We start from the raw sequence: 18,790 nt of genomic DNA on the forward strand, positions 1-18,790 counted from the left end.
TCAAATTGAACTTACAAAATAAATCTATTCTAGCAACCTCACCAAATGACCAAGTCACTTATAAATCCTCTAACTTTTTTGGCTTTACTGCATGATATTGCAGTAGCGGCATTTGTTTGGTTTGCAGCGTACTTGTTGCGTTTTAATTTTGCTATTCCTCCCGAACATCTTCAGTATATGCTGCGATCTATCGTCTGGGTTGCAATAATACAAGGAGCTGTTTTTGTATTTTGTGGTTTATATCGCGGCATGTGGCGTTTTGCCAGCGTGTCAGATTTGAAGCGTATTTTCTATGCTGTTTGTGCAGCTGCCGTTTTAATTGCCGCCTTATTGTTCATGATGAGCACGTCAATTCTAATTCCCCGTTCCGTATTGATTTTAGATCCACTTTTACTGATGTTGATGATGGGTGGTAGTCGTTTTGCCTATCGTGCGTGGAAAGAGCACTCGCTTTATGGAATTGCACGATCGCTAGGTAAACCAACGCTAATATTAGGTGCGGGCGATGCCGCTGTGGCTCTACTTAAAGACTTATCACGTAGTACACAATGGCGCGTTGTTGGTTTGCTTGATGATGACAAAAGCTTACTGGGGCGTGAGATATTTGGCGTTAAGGTGTTAGGCACAATTGCAACTTTAGCTGATATGCAAAGACGCTTAGGCGTTCAGCATGTGATTGTTGCGATGCCATCGGCGCATCACCAAAAACGCCGTTCCGCGATAGATTTAGCCAATAATCTAGGTTTAGAAGTTTTGACTGTGCCAGCTATTGATGATCTGATGAGCGGTAAGGTAAGCGTTTCACAAATTCGCAAGGTGGATGTGGAGGATTTGTTGGGTCGTGACGCAGTGTTGCTAGATAACTCTGGCTTGCAGCATCTGATTGCGGAGCATGCCGTAATGGTAAGCGGTGCAGGAGGCTCTATTGGTTCTGAGCTTTGCCGTCAAATATTGAAATTTAATCCTAGTGTATTGATTTGTTTTGATATTTCAGAGTTTTCTCTTTACCAATTAGAACAAGAGCTTAGTGCGTTAAATCTTAAAGCCAAATTACTTTTTATGACAGGTGACGTTAAAAATAAGCAGCGTGTCAAAAGCTTGCTTGAGCGGTTTCAGCCTGCGGTTGTGTTTCATGCTGCTGCTTACAAGCACGTGCCTATGATGGAAAATGGTAATGTTTGGGAGGCGCTCTCAAATAACGTGATTGGTACACACACCATAGCTAACGCATGTAAAGAAGCTGACGTTGAGAAATTCGTGCTTATCTCCACTGACAAAGCGGTTAATCCAACGAATGTGATGGGGGCTAGTAAGCGCCTTGCAGAAATGGTTTGCCAGGGTTTGCAGGAGAAACTTGCACGCGAAGCAATTGGTACGCGCTTTGTCATCGTACGATTTGGTAACGTGCTAGGTAGTAGTGGTAGCGTCATTCCAAAATTTAGAGAGCAAATTGCCAGGGGTGGCCCGGTCACTATTACTCACCCTGAAATTACCCGCTATTTCATGTCGATACCTGAAGCTGCCCAGCTAGTGTTGCAAGCTGGATTAATGGGCAAGGGTGGTGAGATTTTGGTGCTTGATATGGGTGAGCCAGTTAAAATTGCCGCATTAGCCGCTGACATGATTCGTCTTTCTGGTCTTCAAGCAGATGAAATTAAAATTGAGTATGTAGGGCTGCGGCCAGGCGAAAAGCTTTATGAAGAGCTGCTTGCAGATGATGAGCACACCATGCCAACTCCGCATGAAAAGCTACGTATAGCCCAAGCACGTGAAGTTGATATTGCTTGGGTTAAAAAACTATTAAAATGGATTGAAGGCACAGAAAGTGCGGACGAAGCAATGATAAAAAATGAATTGAAGCTATGGGTTGAAGAGTACAGTCCTCAGCATCAAGCGAGTGTAGAAAAGCATTTTATATTAGATGTTGATCAAGTGACCTTGCATTAGTTTTATAAATATTCATTAACTTTTATCATATGCAATTGAGCTAAATTGAATACACAAAACCCACAAACCTTGCTTGATCAAGCGCAGCTTATTCATACGGCGGAGGCTGTTCAAATCGCCATTAGCAAGCTTGGCAAAGACGTCACTTTGCAATTCGAGCATACTTGCCCAATAGTGATCTGCGTGATGGGCGGCGGAATTGTTTTTGCTGGGCAGTTGCTTACACAGCTGACATTTCCGCTCGAATTAGACTATGTACATGCTAGCCGCTACCAAAATAATACGGTAGGCAATGCGCTTATCTGGCAATCTTTACCAAAGTTAGATTTAAACAATCGAACAGTATTATTGGTGGATGATATTTTGGATGAGGGCATTACATTATTGGCCATTAAAGAAAAATGTCTAGCATTAGGCGCTAAAGACGTTTACTCAGCAGTGCTGATAGAAAAGAAGTTGCCACATTCAAAGCCGATTAAAGCTGATTTTGTTGGCTTGGAAGTACCTAATCGCTATGTGTTTGGTTGCGGTATGGATGCTTATGGCTGGTGGCGAAATCTGCCTGCTATATACGCATTACCTTAAATCTGGGTTTTAGACTAAATCAGATTTCGTCTTAGTTTGACCTCTTTTTAAGTAGTTTTTCTCTTCAATCGAACTGCTTTTTATATATCTAAAATTCAACCTCTAATTAATCTGGTGTAAAAATTTGCAAATGGTATACACATCTGTATACTTTAATTTTTCAATGCTATTGATGAGTTAAAGGAAGGTTGTATGCGCAGTCTTTTAAAATGCAAGCAGTTGAGCAATTTAGGTTTACTTAGTTTACTGTTGTTAAGCAGTTTTGTAACGGTTGGATGCAGCGGTTCGCCTACCCAGCAATCGAATGTTCAATCTAGTACTTCAGATAAAGAATGGCCTAGTTTTGGTCGTGATTTCACTAATCAGCGACTTTCTCCGCTTACGCAAATTAATCAACAAAACGTTAAAGACTTGAAGCTTGCTTGGCAATTCAAAAGTGGTGTTGTTGCTAGTTTCCAGGCTACGCCTATCGTTACTGGTGGCGTGATGTATGTGGCTTTACCTTTTAACCATGTTGTTGCCCTAGATGCCAAAACGGGTAAAGAGCTTTGGCGATATAAACATGAGCGCAGAACCAATTGGAAAATGTGCTGTGGCCCAGCCAATAGGGGCGTTGCGGTAAGTGATGGTAAGGTGTTTATTGGTACGGTTGACGCACGCCTGATTGCACTTGACGCTAAAAGTGGGGAAAAAATTTGGGATATTGACGTTGCTGATGACACGGCATTAACTGAAAAAACCAGCTCATTAAGTCAGGCAGACGCTAAGAGCCATAAAGAAGCATATGGAGGCACTGGTGTAGGCATAGCGATGGCACCAGTCGTTTATCATGGAAAAGTGATTGTTGGCATCACAGGAGTTGGTTACGGGCTGCATATTGACCAACCAACAGCCAATGCACCTTTGGGAGCTGTTGTTGGCGTGGATGGTCGCTATGGTCGTCCTGGGTTCTTAGCTGCTTATGATATTGCCAGTGGCAAGCGCATTTGGACGTTTGATACTATTCCAACTCAGGGTTGGGAAGGCGTGTTTGCTGAAACGACTTCGGATGGTATCTCGTTGAACCGTGATGTTGCAGCTGAAAAAGCTAATATGGTTAATAATAAGGATGCTTGGCGCTTTGGTGGCGGTTCCGCTTGGAGTACGCCAGCCATCGATACTAAAACTAATACACTTTTCTTTGGTACAGGGAATCCTTCACCACAAATGAACGACATTTCCCGTCCAGGTGATAATCTATATACCGTTTCGTTGGTTGCGCTAGACACTGAAACTGGTCAACTTAAATGGCATTATCAGCAAGTACCGCATGATGTTTGGGGTTATGACTTAGCAAGTCCACCAGTGTTGTTTGATTACAAGAAAGATGGTAAGGCTATTGCTGCTGTTGGTCAGGCCAGCAAAACAGGTTGGTATTATGTGAACGATAGAACTACGGGCAAACTGCTGATGAAGTCTGATGCATTCGTACCACAAAAAAATCTATTCGCTAAAGCAAGCAAGGAAGGTACTGTTCTTTATCCAGGTATTTTAGGTGGCTCAAATTGGAGTCCTAGTGCTTTAGATGAGCATAATCAAACCAGTTTTGTTGCCGGTATACATGCGCCTATTAAATACACCCTAGTGGAAGAAGCTGCAGCAGATGGTAAGCCTGCTGTTCGATACGCCTCATCAGAACCAACCAAAGACCCACGCTGGGGTGTAATTTCAGCAATCAATCTTGCAACAGGTAAAATGCGATGGCAAGTGAAAACTGAGCAGCCTTTGATGGGGGGATTGCTTGCGACTCAAAGTGGCCTACTATTTATGGGTGAGGGTAGCGGTAACTTCAATGCATACAATAGCAATACAGGTGATTTGTTGTGGCAATCTAAGGTAGATGCAGGCGTTAATGCGCCACCTATTACTTATGAAATTGATAGCGTGCAGTATGTAGCGGTCGCAGCAGGGGGCAATGCTATATTTGGCTATAATGCTGGTGATAACATTGTTGTTTACGCACTAGGGAAGTAGCGTTTGAAGGAATTTTAGCGGTGCTTAAGCTTTAAAATAAGCACTGTGCATGCTAAAACCAAGGTGATGCCGTTTGCCAGAATCACGGGCCAGCTTGTAATCATCAAACCGTATATGAACCAGCCTAATACGCCCAAGCTAAACAAGCTGTACATGGGCAGTGAAACGCCTGATAAATCGCGTGATTTCCATGAGTGCAAGGCTTGTGGCACAAAAGAAAATGTAGTTAAAAAGGCTGCGGAGTAGCCAATTAAATCTGTAGGTGTCATGTAGGCGTGATATTTAAATAAACTAAGAAAGTTACTTTTTACTCTGAATCAGAACAGTTAATTTAAGATAAAAAAATAGCCCAATTAAGGGCTATTTTTTTGAATTCCATTAACTGGATTCTAGATTAACTAAGCTTTTTGGATGTTTGAAGCTTGTTTACCTTTTGGACCGTCTGTAACGTCAAAACTTACGCGATCATTTTCTTTTAAGCTTTTGTAGCCGCTATCTACGATAGCTGAAAAATGAGCGAATAAATCGTCGCCGCCTGCATCAGGAGTAATGAAACCAAAACCTTTTGAATCATTAAACCATTTAACTAAACCTGTAGCCATATCTTATTCCATACTTTTAAAAAAGGGAGGCACCCTAAATGATTGGGTTTTTAACAAATAATCAGTCTTGAGAACTTAACCACTTTAAACATCCAAACGCCGAAATTACTTTTTACTTGTAAACAAATGTTGTGTCAAGCATTATTTCACATTAATCGTAATTGACAATAAAAATACTGATTAAATTATTTATTTGTTGGTATTTAGCACTTAAATCAGATAAATAAGCGATTGATTAATTAGAGCTCTAGCGATATAATGCGCGCGAGCATTGTATGGGTGTGTTGCGCGTAGTTTAAGTGTTAGTGGTATTTTTGCTAGGACTTTCATTTTAAGCTTCAAACTCTAAGAGATTGTTGCTTATTTAAAGATTGCTACAAAATATTACTGGAGAACTAGATTTGGCTAAAGAAGAATTGATTGAAATGAATGGTGTGGTGATGGAAATCTTGCCCGACTCACGCTATCGTGTAACGCTGGACAACGGGCATAAATTAATTGCCTACACTGGCGGTAAAATGAAAAAAAATCACATTCGAATTTTAGCTGGCGACAAAGTTACTCTAGAGCTCTCTCCATACGATATCAATAATGGTCGTATTACTTTCAGACATATCGAGTCTGGTGGCGCGACATTCACACCAAGAAAACGCACTTACTAGGCGCTTGCTGACTACATTCGCAATAAAGGCTGATTTATTGCGAATGATAAATTTGTTCAATCTATCTCAAGTTAAGCTCTTCTTTCCCATAATCTTAAGTAAAGAAATTTTTTAAGTACTTTCTAAGGCTGATATTTTTTCACTTGGGTATTTACTTATATTAAGTGACGCTATTGAATGTAAAGTATTGTTAATTCTCTGGCGGGCATGTTGTATTTAATTCATTTGAATCGAATTCCAAGGTAATGTAACTGTCATGATGATTTGCCTATTTAGATAGTATGGATAACATGATGCAAAATAAGCATTGGGAAAAAATATTCTCAGTGATACAAAGATCGTATGCAATAGAAAATCACCTCGAGTTCTTTAGCTGGTTACAAAATGGCGTTAATGAATTTTTACCGCATGATGTATTGATTGCCTGTTGGGGCGACTTTGAAAAGAAGTCGGTAAAGAGTAAGCTAAATTACGATGTGGCTTCTAATTTAAGCGACATCAATACGCAAACCGTATTCGACTCTAACAATGGCTATGATGCGTGTATGTTGCATTTGCATCAACGTTGGTTAGCCAATAATCGTTGTTGGTTTGTTATTAACAACCTTGATCGTCATGAAGTTGAGAACGAATTTCAAATTGTTTTACCAAATAAACTTGAGCAATTAAATTCATTGATGGTTTATGGCGTAAGTGATGTGCGCGGTAGCAATGTCTGTTTGTATGTTTTTTTCAGTCAGGAAAAAATATTTGATGTGCCTGATTCGGTGATGGGCTTAATCATGCCACACATTGATAATGTATTAAGAAAAATCCAGCATCTAAAACCATTAAAAACACCTACTGAATCTGCCATTATTTTAGATGGTGCTGGGCTGAGTGTGCGTGAGTTAGAAATAATTCATTGGATAAAATCAGGAAAGACCAACCAGGAAATCGCAACAATTTTGGATATTAGCCAGAATACTGTTAAAAGTCATTTAAAGCGGGTTTTCCAGAAAATGAATGTGACAAGGCGAGCTCAAGCCGTTGCTATTTTAATGAATAAGCTAAATTGAACGCAATTTACTTAATGTTAATCGACTGATTTCCGACCGCAACCGTTTGGCCCGTGCGAATTTTAGCTGTTTTTCTTGTTTCGATTAAACCATCAACTTTCACTAATCCTTCTGCAACCATCGTTTTACCGCGGCCTCCGCTGTCAGCTAATCCGACTAATTTTAGTAAATTACATAATTCTACGTATTCTGTAGTTAAATCAAATTGTATGGTTTGTGACATTATGAATCTCGTTGATTGGAGTAGAGCATAGTTGGCTTGGTGCAAAAAAGAGAAGCGCGGGAGCCAAAGTGGCCCTTAAACCGTTGCCGCATAAAAAGCGTGCGACAGTGAGTTTGCAAAATCATCGCCATAATAACATACGAGTCATCTCTAGATAATCCCAAAGTATTGACATGAATATTTATCTAGTAAATAAAATTACTGGTGTTTGTGGTTCGTCAGTAGATTTAGTTAAATATCTAGCTTAGTTGTTTATTTACCTTGGTCATACGCAGTCTATTTCAGTCAAATGTAACTGATTTGTTATATTTTATAATCACAATCTATTTGCAAGCTGTAAATTGGTTGTATTCAGCCATATATGTAATAAATTTGTAAAAGAATCAATGACCTATATTTGTTTGATAAAATAATGATAGTTAAAAATTTGCATTACAACTTTTTGGCTTTTCTTTTTATTAACATTATCAGGAGATTTAATATGTTTCGTTTATCTATGGGCGCTACTCTAGTAGCGGCCGCACTTTTCGCGAATACAGCAATGGCTGATCACGGTAACCTAAAACCTAAAGCACATGACAGTTTAGGTAAATGTGTTAAAGCAGCTTTAGCAAAACACGATGGCACAATCGTAAAAGTTGAGTTCAAGAATGAAGGTAAATCAGGCGTTTACGAGTTTGATATTGAATCTGCAGATGGCACTGCATGGGATGTTGAATGCGATGCTAAAACAAGTAAAGTGACAGAAGTTGAACAAGAAGTTAAAGCGGACGATGCTAAATTTAAAGCAGTTGCTAAAGTAACTGAGGCTGACGCAAAAGCTACTGCAATTGCGGCTCACGCTGGTACCGTGACTGAAACTGAATATGAGTTAGAGGCTGACGGTAAGGCTTCTTATGAGTTTGATATTACTACAGCTGATGGTAAAGAAATCAAAGTTGAAGTGGATGCTACAACAGGTAAGATTGTTGAAACAAACGAAGAAACATATCAGATTGGTAAAGAGTAATAATTTAATGGTATTGTTTTAGCATGACAGCTTAGACACAAAAAGTCAGACTGTTAAATATATGCACTAAAAAATACCCCGCTTCGTCGGGGTATTTTTTTGTATAAATTATCTAAATAATATTCATAAAATTTCTAAGTAGTTTATTCCACATTGGTTGCATGTAACCAATTGCTGGTCGCTAACAACCAACTATTGGTTATACGCAACCAGTTATAGGTTAATAAAATTCAAATAAATTGAATGTTAATTTTAAATATTATTACTAATCAATGAATTACCTCATTCTAAAGTTGGTTGGCATGCTTGTCGCTTATATTTGAATTAGCCTTTATGTAATGACATCACTATCAAAGGCAGAAACATTAATTTAACTAACTTAAAGAAATGACTTATGGATAAAGTGCCTGATATTGTTGATTTCATACTCTACTTTTTAGCGGGGGTGTCTATCCTGACTTGGACTATTTTAATCGTAAAGTGTTATGTGTTTTGGCAAGCCAAGAAAGCTAATAATCAAATCCAGGCTAATTTCAATGGGGTAACACGCCTGACTAAGCTGACTGATATGCTAGATACTGCCAAAGGTTCTTTGAGTAGTTTGAGCAATAAAGTGATGGTGAATCTCAAGTCATGGAATAAAGATGCATCATTGGATACCAATGCTTACCAAGAGATGTTGCGTCAATCATTACGCCAAGAGCGCCATTCTCAACAAACACGTTTAGAAAGTGGCTTGGCAGTATTAGCAAGCATAGGCTCAACCTCGCCATTTATTGGTTTGTTTGGTATGGTGTGGGGCATTATGCACGCCCTGAAAGGCATTTCTGCTTCTGGTTCTGCTGGCTTAGATGTTGTTGCTGGTCCGATTGGTGAGGCGCTTATTGCAACCGCCATGGGCATTGCTACAGCTATTCCCGCGGTGCTAGCTTACAACTACTTTCTGCGTCAATCTCGCCTAGCTTCGGCAGATATGGATCACTTTTCAGAGCGCTTACAAATACTCGCTAAACAATCTGATTACAGGGTAGATTAATCATGTCCATGGACAACTATGGTTCAGAAGGCGGCATGATGAGTGAAATTAACGTGACGCCATTAGTGGATGTGATGTTGGTATTGCTCACAGTGTTTATTGTGACTGCGCCATTATTAATGAATTCGGTGGCAGTCAAGTTACCTAAAGTTGCCGCGACTACTTCATTGCAAAAAATGAATGATGTAAAAGTCAGTATTACTTCAGTAGCAGATGTTTATGTAGACCAAACTAAAATACCTGCAACTAGCTTAGAAGCTGAACTTAAAAAGCGTAATACACAAGGTGATTTGCAAGTGCAAATTATGGCAGATGAAAAAGTCGCCTATCGTGAAGTGGCTAAAGCGATGGCGCAAATTCAGCGCTCGGGCGTGACTAAGTTTACCTTTGTGATGTTGCCTGACAGCGCAACACATGCCACTAAATAATTTAGATTGGGTAAAAATTGACCAATCTGACATTCAATAATCCATCGTTAAATAATCCCTTATTAAACAATCAAGCTGGCAATAATAAGCTGCGTAATACGCAGCAAGAGCCTAGCAAATTTCTTTTTGGATTGGCTTTAGTTTTATCGCTGCTGCTGCATTTTGCCATTATGCGTGCATTACCATGGCTGGCGGTTGCTAAAACCAAGCCTCCTATGACCATTGTGGCTGAGTTGCAAGAAGCACCACCACCTCCGCCTCCACAAGAGATTAAACAAGAGCTGATAAAACCTGAAGTTGTTAAAACTGAGCAAGCCAAACCCGTGGTTAAAACGCAAGCTGTTGCGGTGCCAGTACTAGCAACTGAGCGAACCCAGCCAACCCCCAATAATTACACTGTGCCAGACATTCCGCAACCAACTGCTGTTCCTACGCAACCAAGCCCCGTAGCTGCACCAGAAGCGCATACTAAAGAAACCTCTGCACCAGCAGCCAGTAGTAGTGCAACCAGCAGCGCGGCTAGTTCATCAGCATCAGCTAGCACATGGGATGACAGCGAGGTGTGGGACGATTACGGCAATAGCCTGCAAAAACTGTGTGAACGCTACAAGCAGTACCCATCTATTGCAATTCGTCGTGGTTATCAAGGCTCAGGTAAGGTCTTAGTGAGATTTTCGGCTGAAGGTAAAGTAAGTGGCATCGCTATGGAAAAATCAACTGGGCAAAAGTCTCTTGATGATCAGGCTTTAGAAATGGTTATAAAAAGCCTGAGTGAGTTGCCCGTACCAGCTAAATTTAAAGGTAGAGAATTTAAGCTCACCATCCCAGTAGACTTCAAGCTGGAATAGATTTTTACTCAAGACTCAATTTTCACACTTAGCCTATTTCAAACTTAACTTATTAGTTAAGGCTATCAAAATTAAAAAAAATATGAATTTAAAAATCCGCATCAATTTAATTATTACCTTAATGCTAGCTTTGGTGATGCTAATTGGTACCGTAATGACAATTAATAATGCACAAGAGGACATTCGTGCGGAAGTTGACTCTACAACAGTGCTAGCCTTACATTTGCTTGATGCGGAGGTGTCACATTACACCTCCGACTACGCATGGGCGAATAGTAATGCTGACGATAAAGTCTCTATCTTTCGTCTGCAAAGTTTAGATAATGTTCGCCATCTACGCATAGAGTTTTTTGACTCATTTGGGCGGCTGCGAGATAGCAACCGTCCACCAGTTAGCAGTGATACAAATTCATCACCTGATTGGTTTGAGAGCTTGATGGGCAAAGTCTCAACTTCATTAAAGGCCACGCATAGACCAATTATTGTCAATAATCGTATTTTGGGCGAGATGGTGATTACGCCTGATCCTTCTTATGAAATTGCCGAAATTTGGCATGACACGATTGGTTTGTTGAGTTTGGGATTTTTGTTTTTCTTAGTGGTCAATGGCATGGTGTATTGGGCGGTTGATAGTGCATTACGCCCAATAAAAAAAATTCTCAACGCGCTTACACAGCTTGAGCATGGTAATTTGCAAGCACGTTTACCCGTATTTTCATTACCTGAGCTATCTAGTGTTAGCAATAAATTTAATGCAATGGCGCAAACGCTAGAAAATAGTACGTTGAATAACCATCGGTTGACTCAACAGATTATTCGACTGCAGGAAGATGAACGTAAAAATATTGCGCATGATCTACATGATGAAATTGGTCAGCATTTAACAGCAATCAATATTGATGCTTCGGTAATTCTAAAAACAGATAACATTTCGACCGCTAAAGAGAGTGCTATGGCGATTAGTGCGGTAGCCATGCAGATGATGGAAATTGTGCGCGCGATGTTGCAGCGATTAAGGCCAGCCATGTTAGACGAGCTAGGTTTATGCGCCTCTCTACATGAACTCATAGAAACATGGCGGCAACGTAATCGTAGTATTAGTGTGAGCATTAATATTTCTAGCCAGTTAGGCTGTATCAATGAAACCACCGCCATCACGGCCTATCGTATTGTTCAAGAGTGTTTAACTAACATTACCAAGCATGCGAACGCGCGCTTGGTGACCATTAAGATTGAGCCTAAAGCTGATTATCTGAAAATACTGGTGCATGATAATGGTCATGGTTTTGATACGCAACTGACTTCACAAGGATTTGGCTTGGCTGGTATGCGTGAGCGTGTTGAAGGCCTTGGTGGTTCATTTCATCTTAGCTCAAACCAAGAAACAGGCGTTCTTATTGAAGCCAGTCTACCTCTCAACATCAAGGTGCCTAAATGATCGCAAAAATCCGCGTTGTATTAGTTGATGACCATAACGTAGTGCGTTCAGGTCTGCGCCGCTTGTTAGAACTTGGCGGCGATATTGATGTGGTGGCAGAAGCTGATAGCGGTGAGCAAGCGTGTAAGATATATGGCGACTTTCAGTCTGATGTAATGGTCATGGACTTATCCATGCCAGGTATTGGCGGCTTAGAGGCTTTACGTAGAATATTAAGCGTAGCGCCAAAAGCGAAGGTGGTTATTTTTACCATGCATGAAAACACAGCTTTTGCCACCCAAGCACTCTCTGCTGGCGCGCGTGGTTATGTGGCTAAATCAAGTCTTGCGGATGATCTGTTATTAGCTGTGCGTGAAACTGCTGCTGGAAAAACCTACATCAGCCCAAGCATTGCGCAAAAAATCGTCATGCAATCTATCTCTGGCTCGCCAGATCCAATGGAGCGACTATCTTCAAGAGAGTTTGAAGTGTTTAGATTGCTAGCTGAAGGCGCAGGCATTGATGATATTGCAAATAATCTTCAGATTAGCCAAAAAACAGCATCTAACTATCAGACCGCGCTTAAGCAAAAGTTAGGGATTTCTAATGCTGTGGAGCTAGTTAGGCTAGCTATACGGCATGGTGTTATCTCCGGGTAGAAAACGCATCAAGTTAAAACTGAGAACTTACAAATAAATAATAATTATTTGATAAATATTTTCAATTTTTAACGAATTGGTTACCTTATTCGCGCCTTTGTTAGTTGTATAACTTGCTGAATATTAACATATTTTAATTGTAAATATTGGCAATGAAATAATCCCATCAATCTCGGGAAAAACTCCTATATATCCACGGGATTCTCGCTCTTACGCAAATTTTCACTAAGTCTTATATTCACTAGCTTACAAAAATTTAAGCTCAAGCTACCCAAAAAGCTACCCCCCAAGTTAACTTAGTGGAGATAACCGCGTCATGAATGATCAGCATCAACCAGCCCAGCATTTTTTAAGCTGCAAGCTTAAACCAATCTCAGTAATTGTATTTTTGATCTGTGCTCAATCATCCTACGCGCAAGACCTTAACGGAGCTAACTCAATTGATGCTATCACTGGTGAACCTTCAAAAACAACTAAACCCATCAATGTTCCATCAGTCGCCACGCAATACGGCGCCACTAAAAAAACCTTACTCGCGGCAGACGTAAAAGATACCAAGCAAGCAGGTACAGGTAATACAGACAGCCAAGGCAAGCCTATAGATAAACCTGTAGAGATAGAATTAAACACCGTAAATGTGCGCGCCAAACGCTTTTATCAAATTGGCCCGTTACCAGGCTTAGCCCTCACAAAAGAAGAAATACCAGGCAATGTACAAAGCATTAGCGCCAAAGAAATTAAAGAGTCGCATGCAATCAGCCTTACTGAATTAATGAACAGCAAGCTGCAATCAGTCAACGTGAATGATTACCAAAGCAACCCGTTTCAAATGGACGTGACTTACAGAGGCTTTACAGCAAGCCCACAGCTAGGTACTGCACAAGGCTTGTCGGTATTTTTAGATGGCATACGCGTGAATGAGCCGTTTGGCGATGTTGTTAACTGGGACATGCTTCCACTCAATGCGCTAGCAGGTATAGATTTAATTCCAGGTTCAAACCCTATCTTTGGGTTAGGCACATTAGGTGGCGCGATTACCATGCGTACCAAAAGTGGATTTGATTCAAATGAAGGCACAGTAGAAGCGCTAGGCGGCTCATTTAACCGTAAGCAGTTTCAAGGAAGCATAAGTGGTAACAATGGCGTGATTGCAGGTTTTGCGGCAGCAAACATATTTAGTGAAGATGGCTGGCGTGATGATTCACCAAGTAAGGTCAACCAAGTATTTGGTAAAGCTGAATGGCGCAATGAGAACTTGCAGTTTGGTTTATCAGCGCTCTATGCCGGCAACAAACTCACAGGTAATGGCTTACTACCCACAGAAATGGCGCAACAAGGCCGCAGCCAAGTATTTACCAGCGCCGATGAAACGAAGAACAAGTTACTGCAGTTTCAGTTGACAGGTCAATGGGATGTTTCAGATACATTTAACATTACAGGGCAAGTGTATAAGCGTAAGAGTAAGCGTAACTCAAGAACGGGCGATGTCAATCAGGAGTTTAGCGGTGGGGCAACACGTAGGCCATTAGCTGGCGAGATAGCGTCACGATATGCACCAGATTTTGATAATGATGGTTTACCAGACATTGATCCAACGCAAGCGGCTATTTTTAACGTAGCTGTGGCAACTATATTATTCCCTAATGGAAACCCAACGACCACTTACCTAGATGCGAGTGGCAACCCAGAGATATTGTCATACAGCGAGGTGCAAATTGGAGTGGATCAAGATGGTAATCCACAATTTGATTTTGTGCCAAATTTTAACTCGGCATTCACTGGTTATGATTTGGTTAATGGGGGCTATGATCAGACTAAACTAGCTATTGGAACTAATGGAAACACGGCACTTTTCGCTAATCAGGCTACAGAAACCGTGACTAGGGCAGATGGCACTAGCTATACAAGACCACAGTGGGGGGCAAACGTCACTCCGCTGACTGCGGCCTCGCCATTTGATCCAGCTTATTATCAACAAGCGCTGGCTATTTGGAAAGCACCTGATTGGTCTACTCTTGAAATCAAATTACAAAATCAATTGGGAGTGCAATCAGTGGGTGGGTTGCCACTGACTTTTGATCCAACTTCTGGAACCTATCAGTATTTAGATATCAATGGATTTTTTGCTAGTGGAACTGTGCCAGTGACAGAGGCACTAGATGCGAATGGAAACTATGTTGTAGAAACTTTTCCAGGATCTAACAATGGGCTTGGCAAGCCTTTGGGGATTTTGGTTAGAGACCCAATCACTGGAGTTCCTATTGAGCGTGATGGCGCCGATTGTTCCTCCGCTGCTTCTCCAACCGGTATCGCTGGACAATGTGCAGGCTATGTTGAAGGTACGCCAGTAGCGCTTATTACAGAAACCGAGATTGACCAAACCACTGATGGCGGTGCAGTGCAACTGAACTGGAACCTAGAACACCATAAATTCATGGTGGGCGCTTCTTTAGACTCGGCTGATGCTAGTTATAAAAGCGGCCAGTATTTAGGCTTGTTTGATAATAATCGTAAAGCCTATTTAGACCCAGCCAATGTGGGCTATGAGTTTGCCGCAGCTAGCACCAAATTGGGCTTAAATGACTTCGCAGGAAATAGCATCACAAAAAGTGTGTATTTTAGCGATACTTGGTCGCCAGTGAAAGCATGGAACTTCACTGGCGCCGCCCGCTATAACATAACCAACATGAAAAATGAGCTAGCTATTAATAACTACTTGGGCTTGCTTGGGCCAACATCTTTCAAAAATTTTTACGAAACACTTGCTTTGTGCCATGACTTAAATGGAGATGGTGTTTTACAAGCAGCAACAGAATGCCCAGCAGCAGACCTTCGCCCTTTCTCAATTGATTATGCTCAGGGGCTTGGCGCTATTGGCAAAGGCGAAACCGAGAAATTTACCTACCGCTCATTTAACCCGAGCTTAGGTGCAACATGGCAACCCAATGAAGCACTTAATGTATATGGCAATTGGAACCAAGGGGCACGTACCCCTAGCGTAATTGAGCTAGGTTGTGCATATGATGATACGCCAGTAGAGCGCGGTAAAGACTTGAATGGCAATCCTATTTATGGACCACGATCTTTGGAGGAGCGTCGTTTTTGTAGCTTGCCTAGCACTTTATCAGGTGACCCTTACTTAAAACAAGTGCGTTCACAAACCATGGAATTTGGCGCACGTGGCTATTTAACCCCCGATATTCAATGGAATGCAGCGGTTTATAACACCGACCTTAAAGATGATATTTATTTTGTGTCGTTTACCCCAGAGCGCAGTTTTTTTCAAAATATTGGTAAGACCCGCCGCCGTGGTTTAGAAATGGGTTTGCAAGGCAAGTCAGGCAAAGCGGGATTCAGGCTGAATTACTCACTCACAGATGCTACTTTTCAAGATGCATTTACAATGGCTAGCCCAAACAATAGCAGTGCAGGTAATGTAGTACAAGGTAATCAAAGCTATGCCACATCTACGGGTTACCAGCAAATCAATGTTAAGCCAGGCAACCGCATACCGGGTGTGCCACTGCATAACCTAAATGCCACTTTCACTTACGACTTAACTCAAGATTGGACTGTGGGTTTAACGGCGGTATTGCATTCCGACAGTTTTATACGAGGCAATGAAAACAATAAACATAAAGCTGGTACAAGTGGCAATGTTTATGGCTGTGGTGCAGGTGGATCTTCAATTAAAGACGGCGATATTCAATATGCTGACAGCTCTTGTACTGCCATTGCACGACCTAATTACCGTTACCCAGGCACTGTACCAGGCTATGCTGTATTTAATTTCAATACCAGCTATAAAATCACCAAAGGCTTAACGGCGGCTTTACAAATCAGCAATCTGTTTGACCGTGAATATTACAGCGCAGGGCGTTTGGGCACCAATGCGTTTTCACCAAGCGTCAATGGCGCTATTGGTGCTGGCGGCTTTAACTACAATAGTAATGATTGGCAAAGCACCACTTTTTTAGCACCCGGTGCGCCAAGGTCTGCCTATATGAGTTTGACTTATGACTTTGATATGGGTGGTAAGTAGCACATGCGTCATTCTGAATGAAGTGAGGAATCCAGTACTTTGTCTATTCAGTTAATAACTGGATGCTCCGCCCAAATAAAACCTTGGGCTCAGCATGACGAAAATAAGTTATTTTTTAATGCATGAAAGATTAAGGGGCATTTGCGACCGCCCTGAGGTATTCCACTTAAATCAACCTAAGAACTTACAAGGCGCTTTAGCTGATTTGGGTGAGTTGGTGTTGCAGGCAGCCACAAATGCCTGCTTATTGTAACTTAAAGGAAATTTAAATGAAAAACGTTAAATTGAAACTAGCAGTATTAGGTGCTTTTAGTGTGTTATCTGCCCAAGCTATGGCAACTGGTCTGGTTAGTTTGCCAACAGCAGGTGTTTCAGTTGCTGCTAGCACAAATCAACCTGCCGGTACAACGGGTTGGGCGCTTTGCAACACGACTGGTAATTATGGTTCTGGTACCTATACGGCACCTACAACAAGTGCCAACAACACTTGTGCAGTATTTCCAGGAGGGGCACGTAATTTGACCACTTCGCCAGTATCGACTATTGCTACTGCTGTTGCAGCAAAAACGACAACAACTATTACAGCTAACTCTGAAACTTTAGGCACTTTAGGTCAGCGTACTTGGCGCAACGCTGGTAGTACTGAATGTATATTTGCTAAGTATATTGACTTCGCAACAACGGGTTCATTTGATTACAACCCACAATTAGCAGGTAGCCAACGCTTTGAGGCAAATGATATTGCATTAGGTGGTTTTAGCACTACTGCAACCGTACAAGCAGGTTATTACTATACAGCAACTACGGATTCACCTGTGTTCCGTATGGGTCGCTCATTTACATCAGTGCAAATGCAATCTAATGCAGCAGGCACTGCACCTGCGACCGGTTTTGTACATCTTCCAATCAATGGCCCAAGTGTCCCAGCATCTGGTACTGAGATTAATGGTGTAGGTCAAACTGCTAGCTCAACTGGTACTCCACCAGGCCCAAACCCTGGTTCCGTTGTACCAACTGCAGCACAGCAAACTTCAGAAATCCGTACCAACTGGGTAGATTTTGTACTGGATAACACGGGTGGCGTGGATGAAGATGGTACTACTTCACAAAACAGCCCTGTGCTTTATGTGCAAGCGGCTTGTAATGGATCTACTGCAAACACAGCCGGCACCATTCGTATTCGTCAAACAGGTCAAGAAACACAGCCTTGGGTGACAATTTTGGCTACTGGTCAAACACGTGTGGGTGCAAACGCAAGCTTCTAATTACTACTTAACTGTTTAATTAGAAAAGAGCTTTGGAGTCAATATGGCAGGGGCTTTTGCCCTTGCCATACTTTAACGAGAGTATATAAATGAAAAGTTATTGGAACAATAAAACTGTATTTTTAGTGGCCTTGATGGCTTTTTCAGAATCTGTTATTTCCGCAGAAGGTTTTGTGACTTTACCAAAACAAGGTTTTGCTAATTCAGCTTATATGTTGTGTAACCCAACAGGCGCTTTTGGCTTAAAAGAATCTATTGCACCTGACTTTAAAAGTGACAGCGCAACGGCCAATAGTATCTGTGCTGTCAGTAACGAGAAATTGCAAACTAGCCCTATGAATGCGCCACTTGAGGGCTTTACTTTAGTGGGTTTAATCTCACGTGGCATCCCCATGCCTGCACCCTATGCGGGTGAGGTGGAGGAAGTCGCTACGTTGACTGACACCATTTGGCGAAATGCCGATAAAACCGAGTGTATTTACGGAACCCATATTTTAATGAAGCCTAATCTGCTGGCAGATGGCCAAATGTGGGAAGTCAACGATATTGTACGCGGTGGTTTTGCCGGCCGGCCCGTAGAAGTTGCGTATTTTTTTAAATCTGAACCGCATAAAGAATACGGTTTGCCAGAGGCCGTATTTAGAGTGGGTAGAACGTTTACCTCAGTGAATGATGGCAAAAACACATTAGCCTTGCCTGCTTTAAAAGGTGCGCCAGACACCAGTAAGGCTATTACCAATATTCAGGCCGCGGCGGTGAATGAAAACTGGGTAGATTTCACTACAGATGTGAATGCAAAAGACCCTGATGGAGTAACTCGCATGATGAGTTCTATGTTGTATATCAAAACTACTTGTTCAGATTACACGCCGGTAGAGGTTGAAAATGCGATTCGCTTGCGTACTACTGGGCAAAATGGACAACACCAGTTAGAGATTACTGTGCCGGGTTTAGTGCCGCCAAATGGTGTGATTGAGAAATATTAAAGGTAATTAA

The 18,790-nt window shown here is 41.6% G+C and carries 18 protein-coding genes; 15 read left to right on the forward strand and 3 right to left on the reverse strand.

The genetic code is table 11. The features are described 5' to 3' along the window. Positions 1-45 precede the first annotated feature (45 nt). From PSU72_RS06045 to PSU72_RS06055, 3 genes are all read left to right on the forward strand, one after another. Positions 46-1,947, forward strand: a complete 1,902-nt coding sequence (locus tag PSU72_RS06045) for a nucleoside-diphosphate sugar epimerase/dehydratase (protein ID WP_300431423.1) — start codon at positions 46-48, stop codon at positions 1,945-1,947. A gap of 45 nt (positions 1,948-1,992) precedes the next feature. Then, entirely contained in the window at positions 1,993-2,532 is a 540-nt protein-coding gene (locus PSU72_RS06050; RefSeq protein WP_300431424.1) for a hypoxanthine-guanine phosphoribosyltransferase, read from the forward strand. 192 nt (positions 2,533-2,724) lie between these two features. Next, complete coding sequence (locus PSU72_RS06055) at positions 2,725-4,545, forward strand: PQQ-binding-like beta-propeller repeat protein (RefSeq protein ID WP_300431425.1); 1,821 nt, start codon at positions 2,725-2,727, stop codon at positions 4,543-4,545. 14 nt (positions 4,546-4,559) lie between these two features. Here the strand turns inward: PSU72_RS06055 and PSU72_RS06060 are convergent, their stop codons facing one another. Then, complete coding sequence (locus tag PSU72_RS06060) at positions 4,560-4,814, reverse strand: SemiSWEET transporter (RefSeq protein WP_300431426.1); 255 nt, start codon at positions 4,812-4,814, stop codon at positions 4,560-4,562. A gap of 129 nt (positions 4,815-4,943) precedes the next feature. Continuing rightward, positions 4,944-5,147: a cold-shock protein gene (locus PSU72_RS06065; RefSeq protein WP_013147957.1), complete on the reverse strand. Its 204-nt coding sequence runs from the start codon at positions 5,145-5,147 to the stop codon at positions 4,944-4,946. Positions 5,148-5,548: 401 nt separating this feature from the next. Between PSU72_RS06065 and infA the strand changes: the two genes are divergently transcribed. Next, on the forward strand, positions 5,549-5,809 hold the full coding sequence (infA, locus tag PSU72_RS06070; protein ID WP_300431427.1) for a translation initiation factor IF-1: 261 nt from the start codon (positions 5,549-5,551) through the stop codon (positions 5,807-5,809). 290 nt (positions 5,810-6,099) lie between these two features. Then, a complete protein-coding gene (epsA, locus tag PSU72_RS06075) occupies positions 6,100-6,867 on the forward strand; it encodes an XrtB/PEP-CTERM-associated transcriptional regulator EpsA (protein ID WP_300431428.1) in 768 nt (255 codons plus the stop codon). Positions 6,868-6,874: 7 nt separating this feature from the next. Here the strand turns inward: epsA and PSU72_RS06080 are convergent, their stop codons facing one another. Beyond that, positions 6,875-7,090, reverse strand: a complete 216-nt coding sequence (locus tag PSU72_RS06080; protein WP_300431429.1) for an RNA-binding S4 domain-containing protein — start codon at positions 7,088-7,090, stop codon at positions 6,875-6,877. A 481-nt stretch (positions 7,091-7,571) separates the two neighbouring features. Here PSU72_RS06080 and PSU72_RS06085 point away from each other — a divergent pair, with 481 nt between their 5' ends. The 10 genes from PSU72_RS06085 to PSU72_RS06130 all read left to right on the forward strand — a co-directional run bounded on the left by PSU72_RS06085 (position 7,572) and on the right by PSU72_RS06130 (position 18,780). Beyond that, positions 7,572-8,099: a PepSY domain-containing protein gene (locus PSU72_RS06085; RefSeq protein WP_300431430.1), complete on the forward strand. Its 528-nt coding sequence runs from the start codon at positions 7,572-7,574 to the stop codon at positions 8,097-8,099. Between the two features lie 394 nt (positions 8,100-8,493). Next, positions 8,494-9,135 carry a MotA/TolQ/ExbB proton channel family protein gene (locus PSU72_RS06090; protein ID WP_300431431.1) on the forward strand — a complete coding sequence of 214 codons (642 nt, stop codon included), beginning with the start codon at positions 8,494-8,496 and terminating at the stop codon, positions 9,133-9,135. 2 nt (positions 9,136-9,137) lie between these two features. Then, positions 9,138-9,563 (forward strand): biopolymer transporter ExbD, encoded by a 426-nt coding sequence (locus PSU72_RS06095; RefSeq protein ID WP_300431432.1) that lies wholly within the window; start codon positions 9,138-9,140, stop codon positions 9,561-9,563. Between the two features lie 17 nt (positions 9,564-9,580). Next, the gene (locus tag PSU72_RS06100) at positions 9,581-10,411 is read left to right on the forward strand and encodes a TonB family protein (protein ID WP_300431433.1); all 831 of its coding nucleotides are present in this window, start codon (positions 9,581-9,583) and stop codon (positions 10,409-10,411) included. Between the two features lie 154 nt (positions 10,412-10,565). Then, positions 10,566-11,849, forward strand: coding sequence for a histidine kinase (locus PSU72_RS06105; protein WP_300431434.1), 1,284 nt, complete (start codon positions 10,566-10,568; stop codon positions 11,847-11,849). Then, a complete protein-coding gene (locus PSU72_RS06110; RefSeq protein ID WP_300431435.1) occupies positions 11,846-12,487 on the forward strand; it encodes a response regulator transcription factor in 642 nt (213 codons plus the stop codon). Before PSU72_RS06105 ends, PSU72_RS06110 begins: the two co-directional genes overlap by 4 nt. Before the next feature lie 316 nt (positions 12,488-12,803). Beyond that, a complete protein-coding gene (locus PSU72_RS06115) occupies positions 12,804-16,529 on the forward strand; it encodes a TonB-dependent receptor (RefSeq protein WP_300431436.1) in 3,726 nt (1,241 codons plus the stop codon). A gap of 94 nt (positions 16,530-16,623) precedes the next feature. Further along, positions 16,624-16,782, forward strand: a complete 159-nt coding sequence (locus PSU72_RS06120) for a hypothetical protein (RefSeq protein ID WP_300431437.1) — start codon at positions 16,624-16,626, stop codon at positions 16,780-16,782. A gap of 16 nt (positions 16,783-16,798) precedes the next feature. Next, positions 16,799-17,794 (forward strand): hypothetical protein, encoded by a 996-nt coding sequence (locus PSU72_RS06125; RefSeq protein ID WP_300431438.1) that lies wholly within the window; start codon positions 16,799-16,801, stop codon positions 17,792-17,794. Between the two features lie 89 nt (positions 17,795-17,883). After that, complete coding sequence (locus tag PSU72_RS06130; protein ID WP_300431439.1) at positions 17,884-18,780, forward strand: hypothetical protein; 897 nt, start codon at positions 17,884-17,886, stop codon at positions 18,778-18,780. Positions 18,781-18,790 lie beyond the last annotated feature (10 nt).

Source organism: Methylotenera sp. (assembly GCF_029945535.1).
Classification (GTDB): domain Bacteria; phylum Pseudomonadota; class Gammaproteobacteria; order Burkholderiales; family Methylophilaceae; genus Methylotenera.